19 protein-coding genes are annotated in these 20,441 nt (G+C 72.6%); 14 read left to right on the top strand and 5 right to left on the bottom strand.

What is annotated here, in order from left to right:
• Positions 1-92: 92 nt before the first annotated feature.
• The 5 genes from NMK44_RS37075 to NMK44_RS37055 all read left to right on the top strand — a co-directional run bounded on the left by NMK44_RS37075 (position 93) and on the right by NMK44_RS37055 (position 5,131).
• Entirely contained in the window at positions 93-809 is a 717-nt protein-coding gene (locus NMK44_RS37075) for an alpha/beta fold hydrolase (protein WP_254751695.1), read from the top strand.
• Positions 806-3,019, top strand: a complete 2,214-nt coding sequence (locus tag NMK44_RS37070; RefSeq protein ID WP_254751693.1) for an isocitrate/isopropylmalate family dehydrogenase — start codon at positions 806-808, stop codon at positions 3,017-3,019. The genes NMK44_RS37075 and NMK44_RS37070 overlap by 4 nt, the downstream gene beginning before the upstream one ends.
• On the top strand, positions 3,016-3,744 hold the full coding sequence (locus tag NMK44_RS37065) for an RraA family protein (protein ID WP_254751691.1): 729 nt from the start codon (positions 3,016-3,018) through the stop codon (positions 3,742-3,744). Before NMK44_RS37070 ends, NMK44_RS37065 begins: the two co-directional genes overlap by 4 nt.
• Positions 3,731-4,621 (top strand): DUF6282 family protein, encoded by an 891-nt coding sequence (locus tag NMK44_RS37060; protein ID WP_254751689.1) that lies wholly within the window; start codon positions 3,731-3,733, stop codon positions 4,619-4,621. Before NMK44_RS37065 ends, NMK44_RS37060 begins: the two co-directional genes overlap by 14 nt.
• A 216-nt stretch (positions 4,622-4,837) precedes the next feature.
• On the top strand, positions 4,838-5,131 hold the full coding sequence (locus tag NMK44_RS37055; RefSeq protein ID WP_254751687.1) for a hypothetical protein: 294 nt from the start codon (positions 4,838-4,840) through the stop codon (positions 5,129-5,131).
• An 82-nt stretch (positions 5,132-5,213) separates the two neighbouring features.
• Here NMK44_RS37055 and NMK44_RS37050 read toward each other — a convergent pair whose 3' ends face one another.
• The 3 genes from NMK44_RS37050 to NMK44_RS37040 all read right to left on the bottom strand — a co-directional run bounded on the left by NMK44_RS37050 (position 5,214) and on the right by NMK44_RS37040 (position 8,515).
• Positions 5,214-6,326, bottom strand: a complete 1,113-nt coding sequence (locus NMK44_RS37050; RefSeq protein WP_254751685.1) for a prenyltransferase — start codon at positions 6,324-6,326, stop codon at positions 5,214-5,216.
• A complete protein-coding gene (locus NMK44_RS37045; RefSeq protein WP_254751683.1) occupies positions 6,326-7,075 on the bottom strand; it encodes a class I SAM-dependent methyltransferase in 750 nt (249 codons plus the stop codon). Before NMK44_RS37045 ends, NMK44_RS37050 begins: the two co-directional genes overlap by 1 nt.
• A 99-nt stretch (positions 7,076-7,174) precedes the next feature.
• Complete coding sequence (locus NMK44_RS37040; RefSeq protein ID WP_254751681.1) at positions 7,175-8,515, bottom strand: glycosyltransferase family 4 protein; 1,341 nt, start codon at positions 8,513-8,515, stop codon at positions 7,175-7,177.
• A 483-nt stretch (positions 8,516-8,998) separates the two neighbouring features.
• Between NMK44_RS37040 and NMK44_RS37035 the strand changes: the two genes are divergently transcribed.
• Together NMK44_RS37035 and NMK44_RS37030 are read left to right on the top strand one after the other, a co-directional pair.
• On the top strand, positions 8,999-9,616 hold the full coding sequence (locus NMK44_RS37035) for a TetR family transcriptional regulator (RefSeq protein ID WP_254751679.1): 618 nt from the start codon (positions 8,999-9,001) through the stop codon (positions 9,614-9,616).
• Positions 9,617-9,885: 269 nt separating this feature from the next.
• Entirely contained in the window at positions 9,886-10,506 is a 621-nt protein-coding gene (locus tag NMK44_RS37030) for a LuxR C-terminal-related transcriptional regulator (protein ID WP_254751677.1), read from the top strand.
• Between the two features lie 86 nt (positions 10,507-10,592).
• On the opposite strand, the gene NMK44_RS37025 is transcribed toward NMK44_RS37030, so the two are convergent.
• On the bottom strand, positions 10,593-10,829 hold the full coding sequence (locus NMK44_RS37025) for a ferredoxin (RefSeq protein ID WP_254751675.1): 237 nt from the start codon (positions 10,827-10,829) through the stop codon (positions 10,593-10,595).
• Positions 10,829-12,295 carry an aldehyde dehydrogenase gene (locus NMK44_RS37020; protein ID WP_254751673.1) on the bottom strand — a complete coding sequence of 489 codons (1,467 nt, stop codon included), beginning with the start codon at positions 12,293-12,295 and terminating at the stop codon, positions 10,829-10,831. Before NMK44_RS37020 ends, NMK44_RS37025 begins: the two co-directional genes overlap by 1 nt.
• Before the next feature lie 112 nt (positions 12,296-12,407).
• Between NMK44_RS37020 and NMK44_RS37015 the strand changes: the two genes are divergently transcribed.
• The 7 genes from NMK44_RS37015 (at position 12,408) to NMK44_RS36985 (ending at position 20,373) form a co-directional block, all read left to right on the top strand.
• Positions 12,408-13,490: a Strvi_7410 family MBL fold metallo-hydrolase gene (locus NMK44_RS37015; RefSeq protein ID WP_254751671.1), complete on the top strand. Its 1,083-nt coding sequence runs from the start codon at positions 12,408-12,410 to the stop codon at positions 13,488-13,490.
• A gap of 186 nt (positions 13,491-13,676) precedes the next feature.
• A complete protein-coding gene (locus NMK44_RS37010; protein ID WP_254751669.1) occupies positions 13,677-14,090 on the top strand; it encodes a hypothetical protein in 414 nt (137 codons plus the stop codon).
• Between the two features lie 419 nt (positions 14,091-14,509).
• Positions 14,510-15,775, top strand: a complete 1,266-nt coding sequence (locus NMK44_RS37005; protein ID WP_254751667.1) for an SCO2321 family membrane protein — start codon at positions 14,510-14,512, stop codon at positions 15,773-15,775.
• A 119-nt stretch (positions 15,776-15,894) separates the two neighbouring features.
• Positions 15,895-16,560: an SCO2322 family protein gene (locus NMK44_RS37000; RefSeq protein ID WP_254751717.1), complete on the top strand. Its 666-nt coding sequence runs from the start codon at positions 15,895-15,897 to the stop codon at positions 16,558-16,560.
• A complete protein-coding gene (locus tag NMK44_RS36995; RefSeq protein WP_254751665.1) occupies positions 16,557-17,831 on the top strand; it encodes an energy-coupling factor transporter transmembrane component T in 1,275 nt (424 codons plus the stop codon). The genes NMK44_RS37000 and NMK44_RS36995 overlap by 4 nt, the downstream gene beginning before the upstream one ends.
• Entirely contained in the window at positions 17,828-19,456 is a 1,629-nt protein-coding gene (locus NMK44_RS36990; RefSeq protein ID WP_254751663.1) for an ABC transporter ATP-binding protein, read from the top strand. Before NMK44_RS36995 ends, NMK44_RS36990 begins: the two co-directional genes overlap by 4 nt.
• Positions 19,453-20,373 (top strand): ECF transporter S component, encoded by a 921-nt coding sequence (locus tag NMK44_RS36985; RefSeq protein ID WP_254751661.1) that lies wholly within the window; start codon positions 19,453-19,455, stop codon positions 20,371-20,373. Before NMK44_RS36990 ends, NMK44_RS36985 begins: the two co-directional genes overlap by 4 nt.
• Positions 20,374-20,441 lie beyond the last annotated feature (68 nt).

Here is a 20,441-nt window from a genome sequence, read left to right as displayed (position 1 = left end):
CGGGGCCGGCACGCGACACCGCGCCGGCCCCAGTCCTCGCCGTTCTCGGCGAGTCCGGCGCTGCGCGTCATGCGATCGTCCTCGGCCCGGTCATGCCCCGTTGGGATCACGGCACGTTCTTCCGGCAAGTCGCCGGACCACTGCTCACGTCAGGGCACCGGGTCACGGTCTACGACACCTTGTCCCTGCTGCGCGAGGGTGACGACCTGAAGGCGCTCGTGGACCGCTGGGCGGCCCACCTCGTATCCGGCGCCGACCGCCCCGACGTACTGGCGGGCAACGCCCTGGGCGGCGCCGTCGTCCAGGCCCTGCTCACCCACGACTGGACCCACCGCGCCAGAGTGCTGTTGCTCTCCGGCCCCACCGTCGCCGATGACGAGTTGAACACCAAGCTGGAGCGGATCGCCGCCGCCGTGGGCGCCCAGGGCCTGACCGCGGCGCTGCACCTCAAAGCAGAGTTCGTACGCGGCCCCGGCTGGGAGCCCCGCACCGCATCGCGGCATCCCCACAGCACGACTGCCGCACCAGCGTCTTCTCGGGAAGAGGAATGGGCCGGTCGACGGCTGTCCGCCGGAATGCGGCTGCTGCACGATGTCGATGTCCGGGAGCCTGTGCGGGACTTCCCCGGGCCCCTGCTGCACGTGTACGGCGAGCAGTCGCTGCTCGTCCGGCGCGAGCACCTGGCCACCGGCCCCCGCCCGCAGCACCACTGCGTCGGCATCCCGCAGGCCGGAATGCGCCCGCACGCCGACCAACCGGCCCTCACCAAAGAGGCCGTCGCCCGCTTCGTGGGAGCTGAAAAGTCATGAACCGCAAGACCATCGCAGTCCTGCCCGGCGACGGAATCGGGCCGGAGGTCCTGGACGCCGCGCTTCCGGTGATCGAGGCTCTCGACCTGCCCGTCGACCTGGAGTTCGGCGACATCGGCTGGGAGTGCTGGCGCGCCGAAGGCAACCCCGTCCCCGACCGCACCTGGGACCTGATCGGCCGCAGCGACGCCGTCCTGCTCGGCGCCACCACCAGCAAGCCGCGCCGGGAGGCGCTGGCGGAGCTGGCCCCCGAGCCGCGCGAGCGCACCCCGCAGTACATCTCGCCGATCATCCAACTCCGCCAGCGCCTTGACCTGTTCGCCAATCTGCGGTCGGTGGAGAACTACCTCGGCGGCGGGACCCCCTACCGCTTCTGCGTGGTCCGGGAGAACACCGAGGGCCTGTACGCGGGCCTGGACTGGAACCACGTACCGGACGAGATGTGGCCGCTGGTCGCCGAGCACCCCAACGTCCGCCGCAGCGGACGGAACGGCACGACCGCCAGCGTCCGCCTGCAGACCTCGCATGGCCTGGACCGCATCCTGCGCTTCGCCTTCGAGACCGCCCGCGGCCACGGCTACGAGCGGGTCACCCTCGCGGACAAGCCCAACGTACTGCGGTCCAGCAGCGCCTACGTCCTGGAGCGACTGGAGACGATCGCCGCTGAATACCCGGAGATCGCATACGAAGTCCTCAACGTGGACGCGGTCGCACTGTGGATGGCACGCCGCCCGGAGCGCTTCGGTGTGATCGTCGCCGAGAACATGTTCGGCGACATCCTCTCCGACCTCGGTGGTGGTGTGATGGGCGGGCTGGGCCTGGCGCCCAGCGCCAACATCGGTGAGAACGGCAACTACTTCGAGCCGGTGCACGGCAGCGCCCCCTCGATGGCCGGCCGGCAGCGGGCCAACCCCGTCGCCGCGTTCCTCACCATTGGGCTGATGCTGGAGCACCTCGGCTTCAAGGACGAGGCCGGCTCCATCCAGGACGCCGTACGGCATGTGACGCGCCGCCGTGACCGGGTCACCTACGACCTGGGCGGCTCCGCCACCACCACCGAGGCGGCCGCAGCCGTGATCGACGCCTGTCGCGAGGTGCCGCACACCTCCTCCGCCGCCGTTGTCACCATCGGCGACGAGCTGCTCCGCGGCGACCTGGAAGACTCGAACGCCGCCAACGCCTCGCGGATGCTGGGCGAACGCGGCATCCCGGTCCGTGTGCGCCACACCGTCGGTGACGACGAATCCACCATCGCCGACGCCATCAGCCCCTCCATCGGCCGCGACGACGTCATCCTCGTGATGGGCGGACTCGGTCCCACCTCCGACGACGTCACCCGCGGCGCCGTGGCCCGCGCGCTCGGCCGGCCGCTGGAGCACCGGGAGGAAGCCTGGCAGGGCGTGGTGGAGCGGCTGACCCGCTTCGGTGTCGCCATCCACGACGACAACCGCCGCCAGGCGCTCTTCGCCGAGGGTGCCGACCTGCTGCCGAACACCCATGGCACTGCGTGGGGCTGCCGTGCCGAGGCCCAGGGCAGCACCGTGATCATGCTTCCCGGCCCGCCCCGCGAATGTCTGCCGATGCTGGAGAACGTGCTGCGCGACGGGCTGGTCCATATCCCCGGGCCGCCTGAGGTCACCACCGTCTTCCGCCGTACGCTCGGCATCATCGAGGCGGACGCCGCGGCCCTGGTCGACGAGCTGGTGCGAGAGAGCGGCGCAGCGGTCAAGCCCGCGTACCGCTGGCACTACCCCTACGTCGACATCCGGCTCGGCTGCCCGCCTCACGCCGCCGACGAACTCGCCAAGCGGCTGGACACGGCGCTGGCCGACTACATCGTCACGGCGCAGGACCGCACCGCTGTACAGGAGTTGGCGATGGTGCTGGACGAGCGCGGCCTCGTCCTGGACGTCGACGACCGGCTCACCGAGGGGGTCTTCAGCGCCGAGCTGGCCCGCGAACGCGTCACCGTCGGGACCGAGCGCCCGCTGAGCGTCACCCTCTCGGGGACCTGGGCAGGCGGGGACCGCACCAGCTACACCGGCACCGTCGCCCTCACCTGCACCGTGCGGGACGGGGCGGGTGAACACACCGGCACGCTGACCGTCCCCAACCGAGGGGCGGAAGTCACCACCTACTTCGCCCAGTTCGCCGCCTGGTCCCTCACCCGGCACCTCACGGGGCGCCACTCCACGGAGGAATCCGCATGACCACCACGACCGGCACCCCCGCGGCCGACCGCGACACATGCACCGAATCGCTGCATGAACGGCTGTCCCGCCTGGACACCGCCGCCCTCTCCGACGCCATGGACAGCCTGCGCACTCCGCCCTGCGTGCTGCCCGGCATCCGGTCCCGCACCGCTGGCTCCGTGGCCTGCGGACCTGCCTTCACCGTTCGCTACCGTGCCATCGACGACAGCACCACCTTTCACAACGCTGCCAACTACATCGACGACGTACCCGCCGGATCGGTCGTCGTCGTGGACAACGGCGGCAGCCGCACCTGCACCAACTGGGGTTCCCTGCTCAGCGCCGTCGCCCTGCACCGCCATATCGCCGGCACGGTCGTGCACGGCTCGGTGCGGGATGTGAAGGAGAGCCGCACCGCCGGATATCCGCTGTTCAGCACCGACGTGACGATGGTCAGCGGCAAGAACCGGGTGGCGTTGGACCGTACCGGCGTCGAGGTCGACATCTCCGGTACGCCCGTCGCCCCCGGCGACTGGATCTTCGCCGACGACAACGGCGCGCTGCGCATCCCCGCCGACCTCGTCGAGGAGGTCGTCCGGCGTGCGGAGGCCGTGGAGCGTACCGAGGGCCGTATCCGGGAAGCCGCGCTCGGCGGCAGCCGACTGGACGAGGCCCGCGCCCGCTTCGGCTACGCGCGCCCCTGGGAGGACGAGAAGGGTGGCGACGACCATGGCAGCGACTGAACTCACTGTGCAGTCCACGACACCGCCACCGCAGGACGCCCGCTTCATCGACGTCCACTATCACGTCGGCCCGGACGCCTACGTACGCCGGCACACCGCCGCCACCGCCGGTGCGGTCTACGCCGAGCACGGTGGCTGGGTCGTCCTGAAGAACCACCTCGGCTCGACCGCCGCTCAGGCGTGGGAAGCCCGTCAACAGGGACTGCCGGTCTCCGGCTCGATCGTTCTCAACGACCTGGCCGGCGGCTTCGACCCCCGGGCGGTGGAACAGGCCGTCATCCAGCACGGCGAGGACAGCGGACTGCGGCTGATCGTCCACCTTCCCACCGTCACCGGCCGCCCCCACCGCAGCCGGCTCACCCGCACCCCCGCTCATCCGCTCCTCGGCAACGGGCTCCGGCCGCTCACGGTCACCGATGACCGCCGCGTGCTGCGCACCGATGTGCGCGAACTGCTGCGCGTCGCACGGGATCTGCCGGTGGTGATCTCCACCGGCCACGCGAACGGCCACGAGGTGCGGCTGCTGGTGGACGAGGCCGTACGGATGGACCTGCCGAGGCTGATGCTCAATCAGCCGGCCAACCCCATGACCGGTCTGACCTGCAAGGACCTCATCGAGCTGGCCGATGTCGAGCAGGTCTGGACCGAACAGACCGCCCTCACCCATCTCCTTGAATACCAGGACTGGACGGACTTCGCCGATGTGCTGTCCGGCCTGCCCAGGGTCGTCTACAGCTCCGACCTCGGCCAGCCGTCCCAGATGGATATCGGGGCATGGCTGACGTGGAATCAAAGCATCTTCCATCGCCTCGGACTGACCGCCGAGCGGATCGCCGAGGTCACTCACACCGCGCCCCTGGAGATGCTGAGCCTGTGACCGCGCCTTCGGTCCGGACACCTCGACGTGTGACTGGACCTCCTCGGCCCCTCCCGGACCCGCCGCCATCCCTGATCCGGCACGGATCAGGGATGGCGGGAAACGGAGAAAGGTCACGGGCCGGCCAACTGGGCATCACGCCCGGCTGGCCGCCGTCGCGCGCCCTGCGGGCGCGGGTGGGGTTTGACTCCGGCCGGAGCGGCAATCCGACTCCGCATGTCGCGAAGCTACCGCTCCAGAAGCAATCAGGCCGCGACCGTCTTGGCGGTCGTCGCGGATATCACCGCGGTGATACTCGGCCTGTGGATCCTGTTCGCCCTCCTCGACGCCAACCGAGCCAACGATCTCGTCGACGTCGTCCATGATGCCGCCCAGTGGCTGGCAGGCTGGTCGCACGACCTGTTCACCATGGACACCGACTGGCTGCGGACCGTCCTCAACTACGGTCTCCCGGCCCTGGTCTACCTGTTCATCGGGCACACCCTGGCCGCCCGTATGCGCCGCGGCTGACCGCCGCGGCCGTCCCCCCGCGGGCGACCGACGCGACGCGGCCGGGGCTCCCCTGATCAGCCCCGGCGCCCGCGCCGCGCACTCAGCGGCAGCAGTCGGAGTCCAGCCCCCTGGGCAGTGACTCCCCGCCGAACACGGCCGTCGTCGCCTCGTCCCCGCCCAGCGCCGCCACGGCCAGCACCAGGGACCCGGCGGTCCAGGTGGTGCGCTCCTCGGGCCAGACGGCGTCGTCCTCGAAGACATAGCCGGTCCAGTACATCCCGTCCTCGGCGCGCAGCCGGGGATGGATCCACCGCAGGATGTCCACCGCGCGGTCGGACTCGCCCATCGCCCACAGGGCGAGCGCGAGTTCACAGCTCTCGCCGCCGGTGATCCAGGGGTTGGGGTGCACACAGCGCACCCCGAGCCCGGGCACCACGAAGCGGTCCCAGTCGCCCTCGATGCGCTCCTTGGCCGCCGCGCCGGTGAGCGCACCGCCGAGGACCGGGTAGTACCAGTCCATCGAGTAGCGGTTCTTGTCCAGGAACCGTTCGGGGTGGTGGCGTATGGCGTGGCCCAGCATCCCGGCCGACAGTTCCCAGTCCGGCTGGGGTTCCTCGCGGTGTTCCGCGATGGCCAGGGCGCAGCGCAGCGCCTGGTAGACGGAGGAGGAGCCGGTCAGCAGGGCGTCGGTGTCCGCGCTGCCGTCCTCGTTCCGGCGCCAGCCGATCTGGCCGCCGCTCTGCTGGAGGCCGAGCACGAACTCGACGGCCCGGAAGACGGTGGGCCACATCCGGTCGAGGAACACATCGTCGCCGGTGGTCAGGTAGTGGTGCCAGACGCCGACGGCCACGTAGGCGCAGAAGTTGCTCTCCCGGCCGCGGTCGGTGGGCGCGGTGGCGGCCACGCCGTCGGGGGTGTCGGGGTAGGCGGCGTACCAGGAGCCGTCCGTGTTCTGGTGGTCGGCGAGCCATCGGTAGGCGGCCTCGGCGCGGTCGTGCTCACCCGCCACGTCCAGGGCCATCGCGGCCTCGATGTGGTCCCACGGGTCGAGGTGATGGCCGCGGAACCACGGTATGGCGCCGTCGGCGCGCTGTACGTCGGCGATGGCGCGGACGGTGTGCAGCGTCTCCTCGGCGGTCAGCACACCGGGCAGCGCGAGCCGTTCGGTCCGGGGGCCGGGACGCGGGCCGCCGGAACGGGAGCCGTGTGCCATCACGCCCCCTCGATCGGGGTGCCCGCGTCGCCGGGGGTGTGCGGCTTGGTCGCGTACGCCACGAAGCTCTTGCCGATGAGCGGGTTCAGCGCGCGTTCGGCGGCCCGGGTGGCCAGCGGCTTCTTCATGATGTCCCACACCAGCAGCTTGTGGTACGCCCGCACCGGCAGCGCCTTGTCGTTGTCCACGCCGAAGGCGCACTTGAGCCACCAGTAGGGGCTGTGCAGGGCGTGGGCGTGGTGGGTGCCGTACGGCCGCAGCCCGGCCTCGCGCATCCGCTCCAGGAGCTGGTCGGCGCGGTAGATACGGATGTGGCCGCCCTCGACCTCGTGGTACGCGTCCGACAGCGCCCAGCACACCTTCTCGGGGCCGTAGCGCGGGACGGTCACGGCGATCCGGCCGCCGGGGCGCAGTACCCGCACCATCTCGGCGAGCACACCCTTGTCGTCCGGGATGTGCTCCATGACCTCGGAGATGATGACGACGTCGAAGCTGTCGTCGGGGAACGGCAGGGCGAGCGCGTCACCCTCCATGGCGGTCGCGGTGGCGCCGGCCGGGGCCTCTCCGGCCTCCTTCATGGCGGCGAACCACTTGGCGACCTCGCGTATCTCATCGGCGTTGCGGTCCAGCGCGACAACCCGCGCACCGCGCCGGTAACACTCGAAGGCGTGCCGTCCTGCGCCACAGCCCAGGTCGAGGACTCGGTCGCCTGGGGCGAGCGGGAAGCGGGAGAAGTCGACGGTCAGCACGGGGGTCTGCTTTCGTCCGGCGGGTTCACGGGCTTACGGGGGTCACGGCTTCGGGTGGTCGGCGTCGGGTGGTCGGCGTCGGCTGGTGAGTGGCGGGGGTCAGCGCCGGGCGCGGGCGGCGGAGGTGCGCGCGCCGATGGCCGCGCGGTAGTGCTCGGCGGTGCCGCGGGCGGCCTGTTCCCAGGTGAACCGGCGCAGCACCCGCTCACGTCCGGCCGTGCCGAGCCGGAGTCTGAGGTCGGCGTCGCCCAGCAGCCGGACCAGGGAGGCGGCAAGCGCTCCGGCGTCACCGGGCGGTACGGCCAGACAGGTCTCCCCGTCGGCTCCCGCGACCTCGGGGATCGCGCCGCCGGTGGTGGCGATCAGCGGGGTGCCGGTGGCCATGGCCTCGGCCGCGGGCAGCGAGAACCCCTCGTAGAGCGAGGGCACACAGGCGACCTGGGCACCGCGCACCAGGTCCACCAGTTCGGCGTCGCTGATGCCCTTGACGAACTCCACGGCGCCCTCGAGTCCGTAGCGGGCCATGGCGGCGGCCACCGGTCCCCGCTCGGGGCGTTTGCCGACGACCACCAGATGCGCTTCGGGGTGCTCGGTGCGGACCTTGGCGAGGGCCTCGACCAGGTAGACGAGTCCCTTGAGCGGGACGTCCGCGCTGGAGGTGGTGACGATGCGCCCGGGGACCACCGGGACCGCCGGGTCGGGCGAGAACAGCTCGGTGTCGGCGCCGATGTGCACCACATGGACCCGGCCCGGGTTCACCCCGAGGTGCTCGACGATCTCGCGGCGGGAGGAGCCGGAGACGGTGAGCACCGACGGCAGCCGCCGGGCCACCCGCTTCTGCATCCGGGTGAAGCCGTACCAGCGGCGCACCGACGCGCGGCGCTTCCAGCCCTCGGCGGCGTCCAGTTCCAGTTGGCGGTCCACGGTGATGGGGTGGTGGATGGTGGTCACCAGGGGGACACCGATCCGCTCCAGGCCCAGCAGTCCGTAGCCGAGGGTCTGGTTGTCGTGGACGACGTCGAAGTGGCCGCGGCGGGCGGCCAGATGGCGGCGGGCGCGCAGACTGAAGGTGAGCGGCTCAGGGAAGCCGCCGGTCCACATGGTGGAGACCTCCAGGGCGTCGATCCAGTCGCGGTACTCGGCGAGCGCCGGGGTGCGGAACGGATCGGGCTGGCGGTAGAGGTCCAGGCTCGGCAGCTCGGTGAGGGTCACGCCCTCCTGGGTGTCCACCACGGGGTAGGGCTGGGCGCCGATGACCTCGACGGTGTGGCCGAGCCGGGCCAGCTCCCGGGAGAGGTGGCGGACGTAGACGCCCTGGCCACCACAGAAGGGATTGCCCTTGTAGCTGAGCAGCGCGATGCGCAGCGGCCGGTCGGTGGCGGTGCGGGGATCCGCTCGAAGCGGGTCGGGCCCGATCTCCTGCGCGGCCTCTGCGGTCACTCGCGCCCCCTCCTAGGTGCAGTTCAGCGGGAGCGTAGCCGCTTCCGATTATCTAGAACAAGTTTCACTATCGGATCGCCCGAGAAGTCTCGAAGATACCTGGCTCCCGCGACTCCACCAGAGCCGGAACAGGTGATTCCTACCACTCGGTAACCGAGGGTACGGACCGTCTGTGCGGCGACCCGGTCGATACCGCCGCGAGCAGGACAAATACCCCCGCTCCTGGGAGGGGTCCACGGGAGGCACCCCGGCCCCGCGGAGCGCGGCGCGGCACACCCGGACGGCCCGCGCGCGACGGACACCACCCGGGCGGCAGCAACCTGCCTCAACTGCGCGGACACCGGCACGGCTGCCGCTCACCGCGCTAGCCTAGAACGAGTTCCAGTGAGGGTTCCGGTGGCTCGCAGTCCCGGGCCGGGCCTGCCATCATGCTCGGGTCCGGTTGGCCCCGACCCGCAGACGCAACACACCGAAGTGGGACATATGACCGCAGAAGTCAAGCCGGCCCCTCTGCAGCTGACCGAGCGGCAGGAGGCGCGCCGCCGCCGCATCCTGCACGCCAGTGCCCGGCTGGCCAGCCGCGGCGGCTTCGATGCGGTCCAGATGCGCGAGGTGGCCGAAAACTCCAGCGTCGCGCTCGGCACCCTCTACCGCTACTTCCCCTCCAAGGTCCATCTGCTGGTCGCGACCATGCAGGATCAGCTCCAGCACATGCACGAGGCACTGCGCAAGCGCCCCCCGACCGATCAGGACGCGGCGGCCCGGGTCGCCCAGACGCTGATGCGCGCCTTCCGGGCGCTCCAGCGCGAACCCCATCTGGCGGACGCCATGGTGCGGGCGCTCACCTTCGCCGACCGTTCGGTGAGCCCGGAAGTGGACACGGTCTCGCGGCTGACCACCGCAATCATCCTGGATGCCATGGGACTTGAGGGCCCGCCGACACCCGAGCAGCTCTCCGCGGTCCGGGTCATCGAGCACACCTGGCACTCGGCGCTGATCACCTGGCTGTCCGGACGGGCCTCGATCGCCCAGGTGAAGATCGACATCGAAACGGTGTGCCGTCTGATCGATCTCACGGCCCCCACTCCGTCATCCCGCTGATCCATCCCCACTCCCCCCATCTGCCTCGCATAGCACGTCAGAGCACTTCCGCACACCCTCGGTCCGCTTTCGCCACCGCGCGCCAGGGGCGCACGCCTGGCCTTTCGCGCCCCGGCGAGCTCCAGGGCGGTTGTTTGTGCGCCCGCGCGCTCCCCGTTGGCGCAAAACCTGCGTTCACGGCCCAGGCAATCCCGGTATTCATGAACGGCGCGCGACAGAGCGACAACGGCGCGCGACGAGAGCACATTTCACTGGGGGTGGAGAAGTCCGTGATCCGGGTACTTCTGGTGCATGAGTCCTGCCTGCTTCGATCCGCGCTGGCGGTACTGATACGGGCGGAACCAGACATCGAGGTCGCCGCGTCGAGCTGGCGTGACGCGCGCAGCAGAGCGCGTTCCTTACAGCCTCATGTCTGCGTGGTGGACACCGACTGCACCGGATCCGGCGCGGCGGCGCGCAAGGGCGAGATGAAGAACATCCTCGGCGCCGCCTCCGGTGAGGACGGTGCGTGCGAACTGCTGGTCCTGGCCAGCGCGGGGCGCCCGGGACCGCTGCGGCGCGCCCATGAGGCGCACGCCCTCGGCTACATCAACAAGAACGCCCCGCCGCAGCGGCTGCTGGACGGCCTCCGCCATGTGGCCAACAAACAGCGGTTCATCGACGACTCGCTCGGCTACGGCTTCCTCCAGGCGGCCGAGATCCCGCTGACCCAGCGCGAGCTGGGGGTCCTCTCGCTCGCCGCCGACGGTGCCTCGATCGCCGAGATCGCCCGGACCCTCCATCTGTCCAACGGGACGATCCGCAACTACCTGGCCGCCATCACGCGGAAGACCGGGGCGCGCAACCGCGTGGACGCCATCCGTATCTCGCACGCCGAGGGCTGGGTCTGAGGATCCCGGCCACGGCAACGGGCCGGATCCCGGTGGATCCGGCCCGCGCACTCCCCGCGCACGCCCCCCGCGGCTACTCGCCCGGGCTACTCGTCCGGAGGGAAGACCTGTTCACCGCCGTCGCGCTGCAGCCGGATGGCGATGGCCTCGACCGGACAGCCCTCGGCCGCCGCGAGCACCGCCTCGGACGCGTCGGCCTCCGCCGCCACCGGATGCGACTGCCGTGCCGTGTCCAGCCGGAAGCCGTCGGGCGCGGTGCTCGCACACAGCCCGGAGCCGATGCAGACCCCGCGGTCCACCTCGATCCGCCAGCGGTCGCCCATCAGACCGGCTCCCCGTCCCAGCCCTGCGGCAGGTGGATCATCTTGTGCTCCAGATAGGCGGCATAGCCCTCGGGCCCGAACTCCCGCCCCAGACCGGAGTTCTTGTAGCCGCCGAACGGGCCCAGCATGTCCAGGCTGAAGGTGTTGACGGAGTAGGTGCCGGTGCGGATCCGCCGGGCGAACGCGACCCCGCGGGCGGGGTCGGCCGTCCACACACTGCCCGACAGCCCGTAGTCGGAGTCATCGGCGATCCGGGCCGCCTCCTCCTCGTCCCCGTACGGCAGCAGACAGATCACCGGGCCGAAGATCTCCTCACGGGCGATCCGCATGGAGTTGGTGACGTCGCCGAAGAGGGTCGGCTCCACGTACCAGCCGGTCTTGTGCCCGGCCGGACGGCCGCCGCCGGTCAGCACCTTGGCGCCCTCGCGCTGGCCGAGCGCGATGTAGTCCAGCGAGCGCTGCCGCTGCCGCCGGGTGACCAGCGGGCCGATCTGGGTGGCGGGGTCCAGCGGATCACCGACGGCCAGGGCGGAGGCGGCCGCGGTGAGGCGTTCGGCGATCTCGTCGTAGTGGGCGCGCGGGGCGAGGATCCGGGTCTGGGCCACACACGCCTGGCCGTTGTTCATCCAGGCGTTGGGGACGATCCCGGCGACCGCCGCCTCGAGATCGGCGTCCGGCAGGATCACCGCCGCCGACTTGCCGCCCAGCTCCAGGGTCACCCGGGTCAGATGGCGTGCGGCCACCTCCATCACCCGCTTGCCCGCCGCCACCGATCCGGTGAACGACACCTTGTCCACGCCCGGATGCCCGACCAGGTACTCACTGACCTCGCGGTCCGCGGGGAGGATCGAGACCACTCCCTCGGGCACCCCCGCCTCGGTGAGGATCTCCGCCAGGACATAGGAGTCCAGCGGGGTCTCCGGTGAGGGCTTGAGGACGACCGCGCACCCGGCGAGCAGCGCCGGGGCCAGTTTCGCCGCCGCCACGAACTGCGGGACGTTCCACGGCACCACGGCCGCCACCACCCCGACCGGTTCGCGCCGTACCAGCAGCGGTCCCAGGCAGCCGTCCCGCCGTTCCTCGTGCACGGCGCCGCGCGCCACGGTGATCGCGGAGTCCCACACCATCATCGCGCCGAGCGCCTGGGCCAGCACGCTCCAGGAATAGGGGGAGCCGTTCTGGGAGCTGATGATCCGGGCCAGTTCCTCATGGCGCACCGCGATGGCGTCCTTGATCCGAGTGACCACCGCGATCCGTTCGTCGAGGGTCATCCGGGGCCATGGCCCCTCGTCGAAGGCGGTGCGCGCCGCGGCCACCGCCCGGTCCACATCCGCCCGCGAAGCGTGCGGCACCCGCCCGATGACCCGTTCGGTGTGCGGGGAGACCACCTCGATGGTCTCCGTGCCCGCCGGGTCGACCGGCGTCCCGCCGATGAAGAGCTGTCCGTGCTCGATGAGGTCGCCCATCGCTGCTGCCTCCCGCGGAACCGATCCGACCCGGTCTGACGATGCCTGCTCGATGCGTATTCTCGATCTGACGATGCATCAGAACTGATACCAGTTCTCGTTATAGTGGGCAATGGACGACGACGGGGGGACGCTCATGACGGCGCGGACGACCGGACCGGTGCGGGTCACCGACCACGGCGGCGGGGTCCACAGCATCGCGGTGCCCATCCCCGACAACCCCCTCGGCCACACCCTGGTCCACCTCCTGGACACCGACCGCGGTCCGGTCCTCATCGACACCGGCTGGGACGATCCGACCGCCTGGGACACCCTCACCGCCGGGCTGGCCGCATGCGGCACCTCCGTCACCGAGCTGCACGGCGTGCTGATCACCCACCACCACCCCGATCACCACGGGCTCTCCGCCCGGGTCCGGGAGGCGTCCGGCGCCTGGATCGCCATGCATCCGGCCGACGCCACGGTGGTACGCCGCACCCGCGACGCCGAACCCGCCCGCTGGCTGGACTACCTGGCCGCGAAGCTGGCCGCGGCCGGCGCCCCCGAGGACCACCTCGCCCCGCTGCGCGCCGCCCGTTCCTCCGGCCGCGCCACCACCTTCCCCGGCGAGCGGGCCGCCCTGCCCGACCGCGAGATCACCCCCGGCGCCCTCCTCGACCTGCCCGGCCGCCGGCTGCGCGCCGTGTGGACCCCGGGCCACACCCCCGGCCATGTCTGTCTGCACCTGGAGGAGCGGCACCCCGCGGGCACCCCGGGCCACGGGCGGCTGTTCTCCGGTGACCACCTGCTGCCCGGGATCAGTCCGCACATCGGCCTCTACGAGGATCCCGACGACGCCACGGTCACCGATCCCCTGGGCGACTACCTCATCTCGCTGAGGCGCGTCGCCGCCCTGGAACCGGCCGAGGTGCTCCCCGCCCACCAGCACCCCTTCACCGACGCCCCGGCCCGGGTGCGCGCCCTCCTCGACCACCACGAGGAGCGCCTCGCGGGCCTGCTCGCGCTGCTGAGCACCCCGCGCACCCCGTGGCAGCTCGCCGAGGTCATGGAGTGGAACCGCCCCTGGGCCGAGATCCCGTACACCTCCCGCAACATCGCCGTCTCCGAGGTCGAGGCCCATCTGCGCCATCTGGTCACCCGGGGCCGGGCCGAACCCGTCCCGGGCACCGACCCGGTGGGCTACCGGGCCGTATGAGAACCGGCACGTCCGCCCACCGGGTCAACACCCGCACTTCGGCCAGGAGTTGCCCGTGTCCGATGGGATCCGGCCAGAACGCCCGGTTCCTCCTCAGATGTTGCTCAATTCCCTGGGCCTCCGGATCGAAGCCGGAAAGGCTCGTTTCCGCACCCTCGACCGCCCCGACGACAGAGGAGAACGCACATGCCCCCGGCAGCGGAAGTGCTGGCCGTGGCCGTCCTGGTCGCCGAGGTCGTACTGATCGCCGTGGCCTGGTGCGCGGGGTCCCGCCGGGTGGCCGACCACGCCGCGAAACAGGGCCCCCGGCCCCATGTGCACGACCATCCGGCCCAGGCCGGGGCAGTGATGCTGGGCATCGCCACCCTGTCCACCGCCGTCGCGGCCGCGGTCCGGCTCGGCTCCTGGGAGACGACCTGGAGCAATCTGACCGATCTGCTCCTCCTCGGCATCGTCGCCGGGGGTATGGCCGGTCACTCGGTCATGGTGCTGGCCACCCGCGGCCAGCCGGACAGCGACAAACCGTGCTGGGCGCTCGCCGTCGCCACCGTGGTCGCCACCCTCGGCGGCGCCGTCTCGCCCGCCTGGGTCGTGGCCTGAACCGTCCGCACCGGCTCGCGCGCGGACGGACGCGGGCCCCGGCGCGGACGGACCGGACCGGAGATCCGGATTCCGGACAGCCCGGGGAAAGGGGGGCCGACCGGGCGGTTAAGGTATGCGGGAAAACTTCATGCGCGTCCGTTCGGGGGAAGCCGGTGGGAATCCGGCGCTGACCCGCAACCGTGACCGTACGGCGCCGCCTCGCGCGCGCCGTGCCCAGCCGGAGTACCTGGCCGGACGCACCGCAGGCTCCCGCCGCCGGACCACCGGCGGCGGCACCGTCGAGGTATGCGGAGCTGAGCCCGGTGCCGACGCGTCGCGGAGTGTCCGCGCGTGGCGGACGGCCGTGCGCGGCAGCGCGTACGCCGTCGTCCCCCACCTCGCCCCAGCGGCGACACTCACCGAGAGGCACCACAGCCATGATCGTACGCCGCAGCGTCGCGGCTCTGGCCGTCTCCGCCGCCCTGTGCGCGGCCGCCGCCCCCGCCGCGCTCGCCGATGGCAAGCCCTCCCCGAAGGCGTCCGGCGCCAAGCTGCCCGAAGGGCTGTACGGGACGGCGGACCCCAAGTTCGACGGGGTGTGGCGGCAGTCGCTCGCGCTGCTCGCGCAGGACGCGGTGGATGTCACCCCGGCGAAGTCGGCGGTGGACTGGCTGGCCGGGCAGCAGTGCGAGGACGGCGGCTTCGCCGCGTACCGGGCGGACACCGGCAAGGCGTGCGACCCGAAGAAGGGTGAGTTCGGCGACGCCACCGCCGCTGCCGTACAGGCGCTGGCTGCGGTGGGCGGACGCGCCAAGGCCGTCGAGAAGGGCATCGGCTGGCTGAAGCGCAACCAGAACGAGGACGGCGGCTGGGGTATGAACCCCGGCGCCCCCAGCGACGCCAACTCCACCTCCGCCGCGGTCGGTGCCTTCGCCGCCACCAGCGTGGACCCCGCCGAGGTCACCTCCGCGGAGAGCGGCAAGACCCCCTACGACGCGCTGATCGGCCTGCAGCTCGGCTGTGACGCCAAGGCGGACGAGCGCGGGGCGTTCACATACCAGAAGGCCAAGGGCGGCCCGGCCGTCAACGACCTGGCCACCGCGAGCGCGGCGCTGGCCGTGCGCGGCAGCGGGCTCGTCCCCGACGCCGAGGGCAAGGGCAAGGGCGGTGAGCCCGAGCCGCTGAGCTGCGGTGGCGACGCCAAGGACCGCACTCCGGAGCAGGCCGCCGAGGGCGCCGCGGCGTATCTCGCGAAGGCCATGGCCGGACACGGTGGCCACCTGATGTCCTCGATGCCCGGCGCCAAGGACCAGCCGGACTTCGGTGCCACCGCCGACGCGATCGTGGCGCTCTCCGCGGGCGGCCACCGCGCCTCCGCCGCCAAGCCGCTGACCTGGCTCCAGAGCAAGGACGGCGGAGCGGTGGCCTGGGCCAAGGGCAACCCGGGCGCGCTCGGCAAGCTGGTGCTCGCGGCCCACGCCGCCGGGGGCGACCCGCGCGACTTCAGCGGCACCGATGTGGTCCGGCAGCTCAACGCCACCGGGCCGAAGCCGCAGGCCGCGTCCGGTCCGGAGGCGTCCGCGAAGAGCGAGGACGAGAAGGACGACGGCGGCAACGGCGTCTGGTGGGTCGTGGGCGTCTGCGCGGTGGCCGGTATGGGCATCGGCTTCCTGCTCAGCGGCCGGAAGAAGCAGCGGGTCTGATGCGGATGCCGCCGTTCGCCACCCCGCCGTTCGCCGCCGCACGGTCCGGCGGCCGGACCGCCCGGGGCACGGGCCACCCGTCGGCCGCGCGGGGCACGGCCCACGCCCTCCCGCGCGTCATGGTGGCCGTCCTGGCAGGACTGCTGGTGGCGCTCGGGGCGGCTCCGGCGCAGGCCGGGGCCGGGTACCGGTACTGGTCGTTCTGGGAGCGCGCGTCAGGCGCGAAGAGCTGGACGTACGCCACGCAGGGCCCATCGGTGGCACGGCCGGGCGACGGCGAGACGATCGGCTTCCGCTTCGCCGTCAGCGAGGACTCCGCGAACGCCGTCCAGCCGCGCGGCACCGCCGACTTCGGCACGATCTGCGCCGGCACCCCCGCCAAGGCCGGCGACAAGCGGGTCGCGGTGGTCATCGACTTCGGCACGGCCGCGGACGCATCCGGCGGTGACACCCCGAAGAAGACCCGTACGCACTGTGCCCGGGTCGACGAAGGGGCCACCGCCGGGGAGGCGCTGGCCGCCGTGGCGAAGCCGCTGCGCTACAACTCCGCGGCGCTGCTGTGCGCCATCGCCGGATACCCCTCCTCGGGCTGCGGCGAGAAGACCGGGAAGAACGGCGCGGAGCCGGACACCGGGGCCGCGGGCGACGGCGACGGCGACGGCGAGGACAAGAGTGCGGGCAGGAGTGACGACGGCGGTCCGTCGGCCGGGCTGATCGGCGGGATCGCCGCGGTCGTCGTCCTCGGGGCCGCGGCCGTCTGGCAGGCGCGACGCCGCCGCGTATGAGCACCACGCCGCCCCGCAGCACCACGGCCGGACCGCCCACGCGGCTGACCGCCCGGCTGCGCGCGCCCGTCGCCACCCGCGGTGGCGCGCTGCACGCGGGCGCCTGGTGGCTGTGGGCGCTGGGGCTGGCCACGGCCGCGTCCCGCACCACCAACCCGCTGCTGCTCGGACTGCTGGTCGCGGTCGCGGGCTATGTGGTCGCTGCCCGTCGCACCGACGCGCCCTGGGCCCGTTCGTACGGCGCGTTCCTCAAGCTGGGACTGCTGGTGCTGGCGATCCGGCTGTTCTTCGCGGTGTTCCTGGGCTCACCGATTCCCGGCACCCGGGTGCTGTTCACCCTCCCCGAGGTCCCGCTGCCGGAGTGGGCGCAGGGGGTACGGCTCGGTGGCCGGGTCACCGCCGAGGGGCTGGTGTTCGCCCTGTACGACGGCCTCAAACTGGCCACCCTGCTGATCTGCGTCGGCGCGGCGAACGCCCTGGCCAGTCCGGCCCGGCTGCTGAAGTCCCTGCCCGGCGCGCTCTACGAGGCCGGGGTGGCGATCGTGGTGGCGATGACCTTCGCGCCCCAACTGGTCTCCGACGTCCAGCGGCTGCGCGCCGCCCGCCGGCTGCGCGGCCGCCCCGACCGCGGGTTCCGCGCCCTGCTCCAGGTCGGGCTCCCGGTCCTGGAGGGCGCGCTGGAGCGGTCGGTGGCCCTGGCGGCGGCGATGGACGCGCGCGGCTACGGCCGCACCGCGCAGGTCCCTGTGGCCGTGCGCCGGGTCACCACGGCACTGACCCTGGGCGGATTGCTCGGGGTGTGCTGCGGGACCTACGGGCTGCTGACGGCCGAAGGCGGGGGCTACGGCCTGCCGTTGCTGCTCGCCGGAGTGGCCGCGGCGCTCGGCGGACTGTGGCTGGGCGGCCGCCGCTCGGTGCGCACCCGCTACCGGCCGGACCGCTGGGGCGTACGGGCATGGCTGGTGTCCGGCTCGGGCGCGGCGGTCGCGGCGGTGATGGTCTGGGCCGCCTCGTACGCACCGCAGGCGCTGCAACCGCCGGCCGTCCCGCTCACCGCACCGACCCTGCCGCTGTGGCCCGCGGCGGGGGTGCTGCTCGGGCTGCTCCCCGCGTTCGCCGCCCCGGCACCCCCGCGCCCCGCACCGCAACCGGCTCCGACCCCGGCTCCGGCTCCGGCTCCGGCTCCGCGGGCAGAAGGACCACGGGGTGCGGTACCCGGGCAGCGCCCCGGCGGACGATCCGGCACAGACTCCGAGGAGGCCACCCAGTGATCCGCTTCGAGCAGGTGTCCGTCGCTTACGAGGGCGCGGCCCGGCCCGCCCTGAGCGGGGTGGACCTGACCGTTCCCGAGGGGGAGCTGTGTCTGCTGGTCGGCCCGTCCGGATCGGGCAAGTCCACGCTGCTGGGCGCCGTCTCCGGTCTGGTGCCGCATTTCACCGGTGGCACCCTGCGCGGCCGGGTGACCGTCGCGGGCCGGGACACCCGTACCCACAAACCACGCGAACTCGCGGATGTGGTGGGCACGGTGGGACAGGATCCGATGGCCCATTTCGTGACCGACACCGTCGAGGACGAACTCGCCTACGGCATGGAGTCGCTGGGCGTCCCGCCGGACACCATGCGCCGCCGGGTCGAGGAGACGCTCGACCTGCTGGGCCTGGCCGAGCTGCGCGACCGTCCCATCGCCTCCCTCTCCGGCGGCCAGCGGCAGCGGGTGGCCATCGGTTCGGTGCTCACCACCCACCCCCGGGTGCTGGTCCTGGACGAGCCCACCTCGGCGCTCGACCCGGCCGCCGCCGAAGAGGTGCTGGCCGTGCTGCAACGGCTGGTGCACGACCTCGGCACCACCGTGCTGATGGCGGAACACCGCCTGGAGCGGGTGGTGCAGTACGCGGACCAGGTGATCCTGCTGCCCTCCCCCGGCACCGCCCCGCTGGTCGGCGAACCGGCCGAGATCATGCCGGTCTCCCCCGTCCAGCCGCCGGTGGTGGCCCTCGGCGGGCTCGCCGGATGGTCACCCGTACCGCTGTCGGTGCGCGACGCGCGCCGCAAGGCCGGGCCACTGCGGGAGCGGCTGGCGGACGCCGCGCCGCGCGCGGTGTCCCGGCCCGCGCCGGGCGCGCCGGTGGCCGAGGTGTCCCGGCTGGTGGTACGCCACGGACGGGTCGAGGCGCTGCGCGGAGCCGGTCTGGTGGTGCGGCCCGGTGAGACGGTGGCGCTGATGGGCCGCAACGGCGCGGGCAAGTCCACCCTGCTGGCGAGTCTGGTCGGGATGCACCAGCCCGCCTCCGGATCCGTCCGGGTGGGCGGCACCGAGGGCGACGGGGTGGTCCCGCACCGCACCCGCCCCGCCGAACTCCTGCGCCATGTCGGCCTCGTACCGCAGGAACCCCGCGATCTGCTCTACGCCGACACGGTCGCCGCCGAATGCGCGGCGGCCGACCGGGACGCGGACGCGGCCCCGGGCACCTGCCGCGCGCTGGTCGCCCGGCTGCTGCCGGACGTGGCGGACACCACCCATCCCCGCGATCTGTCGGAGGGCCAGCGGCTGGCGCTCGCCCTGTCGGTCGTCCTGACCGCGCGGCCCCCGCTGCTCCTGCTCGACGAGCCGACCCGCGGCCTCGACTACGCGGCGAAGGCGCGGCTGGTGGAGGTGGTGCGGGAGCTGACCGCGGACGGCCATGCCACGGTGCTGGCCACGCACGATGTGGAACTCGCGGCCGAACTCGCCCACCGCGTGGTCATCCTGGCCGAGGGCGAGGTGGTGGCGGACGGGCCGATGGCCGAGGTCGTCGTCTCCTCCCCCGCGTTCGCGCCGCAGGTGGCGAAGGTCCTGGCACCGCTGCCGTGGCTGACCGTGCCGCAGGTACGCGAGGCGCTGGAGACGACGCCGTGAGCGCGCCCGGCGCCGTGGGCAAGGGGACGGCTGCGGAACGGCGGGTGCGGCCGGTACGGCTGGGGCCGCGCTCGGTGGCCGCGCTGGCGCTGGTCTCCGCGGTCGGCGTGGCGGCCTTCGGCTGGCCGCTGTTCGCACCGGGCGACTCCGGGGTCACCACCCATGCCGCGGACGCCCCCTGGCTCTTCGCCGCGCTGCTGCCACTGCTGATCGCCGTGGTGGTGGCGACCATCGCCGACACCGGTCTGGACGCGAAGGCCATCGCGATGATCGGAGTGCTGGCGGCGGCCGGTGCGGCCCTGCGCCCGCTGGGCGCGGGCACAGCCGGGATCGAGCCGATGTTCTTCCTGATGGTGCTGTCCGGACGGGCCCTGGGACCCGGGTTCGGCTTCGTGCTGGGCTCGGTGTCGATGTTCGCGTCCGCGCTGCTCACCGGCGGGGTGGGCCCGTGGATGCCGTTCCAGATGCTGGCGATGGGCTGGGTCTCGATGGGCGCGGGACTGCTCCCCGGCCCCTCCCGGCTGCGCGGCCGCGCCGAACTGGCGCTGCTCGCGGCGTACGGGGCGGTGGCGTCGGTGCTCTACGGCACGGTGATGAACCTCCAGGGCTGGACACTGATGCAGGGCATGGCCACCGGGATCAGCTATGTGCCGGGCGACCCGGTCGGCGAGAACCTGGCCCGGTTCGTGGCCTACTGCCTGGCCACCTCACTGGGCTGGGACCTGCCGCGCGCGGTGGTGACGGTGCTGCTGACCCTCGCCCTGGGCGGCACCGTCCTCAAGGCCCTCCGCCGCGCCACCCGCCGGGCGGCCTTCGACGCGACGGCCGTGTTCGAGGATCCGGCCGCAACCGGAGAGCCCTGGCCGCAATCCGAAGAATCGCAGTCAGCGAGCGCATCCCGGCCAGAGCAGCGGTGAACATCCGCTCGGTACCACGACTTCATGGCACGGAAGGCGGGTCGGCAGAACCACCTGCGTTCCGCCGG

Origin of the sequence: Streptomyces cucumeris (assembly GCF_024295805.1) — a bacterium.
Taxonomy (GTDB): Bacteria; Actinomycetota; Actinomycetes; order Streptomycetales; family Streptomycetaceae; genus Streptomyces; species Streptomyces cucumeris.
The sequence above is the reverse complement of the archived record's forward strand: the minus strand, read 5'-3'. Positions and strand labels throughout refer to the sequence as shown.

What these genes read in the sequence shown, in the direction of transcription:
- NMK44_RS37075 (WP_254751695.1), top strand. Translation starts at nt 93, where the DNA reads ATGCCCCGTTGGGATCACGGCACGTTCTTCCGGCAAGTCGCCGGACCA.
- NMK44_RS37070 (WP_254751693.1), top strand. Translation starts at nt 806, where the DNA reads ATGAACCGCAAGACCATCGCAGTCCTGCCCGGCGACGGAATCGGGCCG.
- NMK44_RS37065 (WP_254751691.1), top strand. Translation starts at nt 3,016, where the DNA reads ATGACCACCACGACCGGCACCCCCGCGGCCGACCGCGACACATGCACC.
- NMK44_RS37060 (WP_254751689.1), top strand. Translation starts at nt 3,731, where the DNA reads ATGGCAGCGACTGAACTCACTGTGCAGTCCACGACACCGCCACCGCAG.
- NMK44_RS37055 (WP_254751687.1), top strand. Translation starts at nt 4,838, where the DNA reads ATGTCGCGAAGCTACCGCTCCAGAAGCAATCAGGCCGCGACCGTCTTG.
- NMK44_RS37050 (WP_254751685.1), bottom strand. Translation starts at nt 6,326, where the DNA reads ATGGCACACGGCTCCCGTTCCGGCGGCCCGCGTCCCGGCCCCCGGACC.
- NMK44_RS37035 (WP_254751679.1), top strand. Translation starts at nt 8,999, where the DNA reads ATGACCGCAGAAGTCAAGCCGGCCCCTCTGCAGCTGACCGAGCGGCAG.
- NMK44_RS37025 (WP_254751675.1), bottom strand. Translation starts at nt 10,829, where the DNA reads ATGGGCGACCGCTGGCGGATCGAGGTGGACCGCGGGGTCTGCATCGGC.
- NMK44_RS37020 (WP_254751673.1), bottom strand. Translation starts at nt 12,295, where the DNA reads ATGGGCGACCTCATCGAGCACGGACAGCTCTTCATCGGCGGGACGCCG.
- NMK44_RS37015 (WP_254751671.1), top strand. Translation starts at nt 12,408, where the DNA reads ATGGACGACGACGGGGGGACGCTCATGACGGCGCGGACGACCGGACCG.
- NMK44_RS37010 (WP_254751669.1), top strand. Translation starts at nt 13,677, where the DNA reads ATGCCCCCGGCAGCGGAAGTGCTGGCCGTGGCCGTCCTGGTCGCCGAG.
- NMK44_RS37005 (WP_254751667.1), top strand. Translation starts at nt 14,510, where the DNA reads ATGATCGTACGCCGCAGCGTCGCGGCTCTGGCCGTCTCCGCCGCCCTG.
- NMK44_RS37000 (WP_254751717.1), top strand. Translation starts at nt 15,895, where the DNA reads ATGGTGGCCGTCCTGGCAGGACTGCTGGTGGCGCTCGGGGCGGCTCCG.
- NMK44_RS36995 (WP_254751665.1), top strand. Translation starts at nt 16,557, where the DNA reads ATGAGCACCACGCCGCCCCGCAGCACCACGGCCGGACCGCCCACGCGG.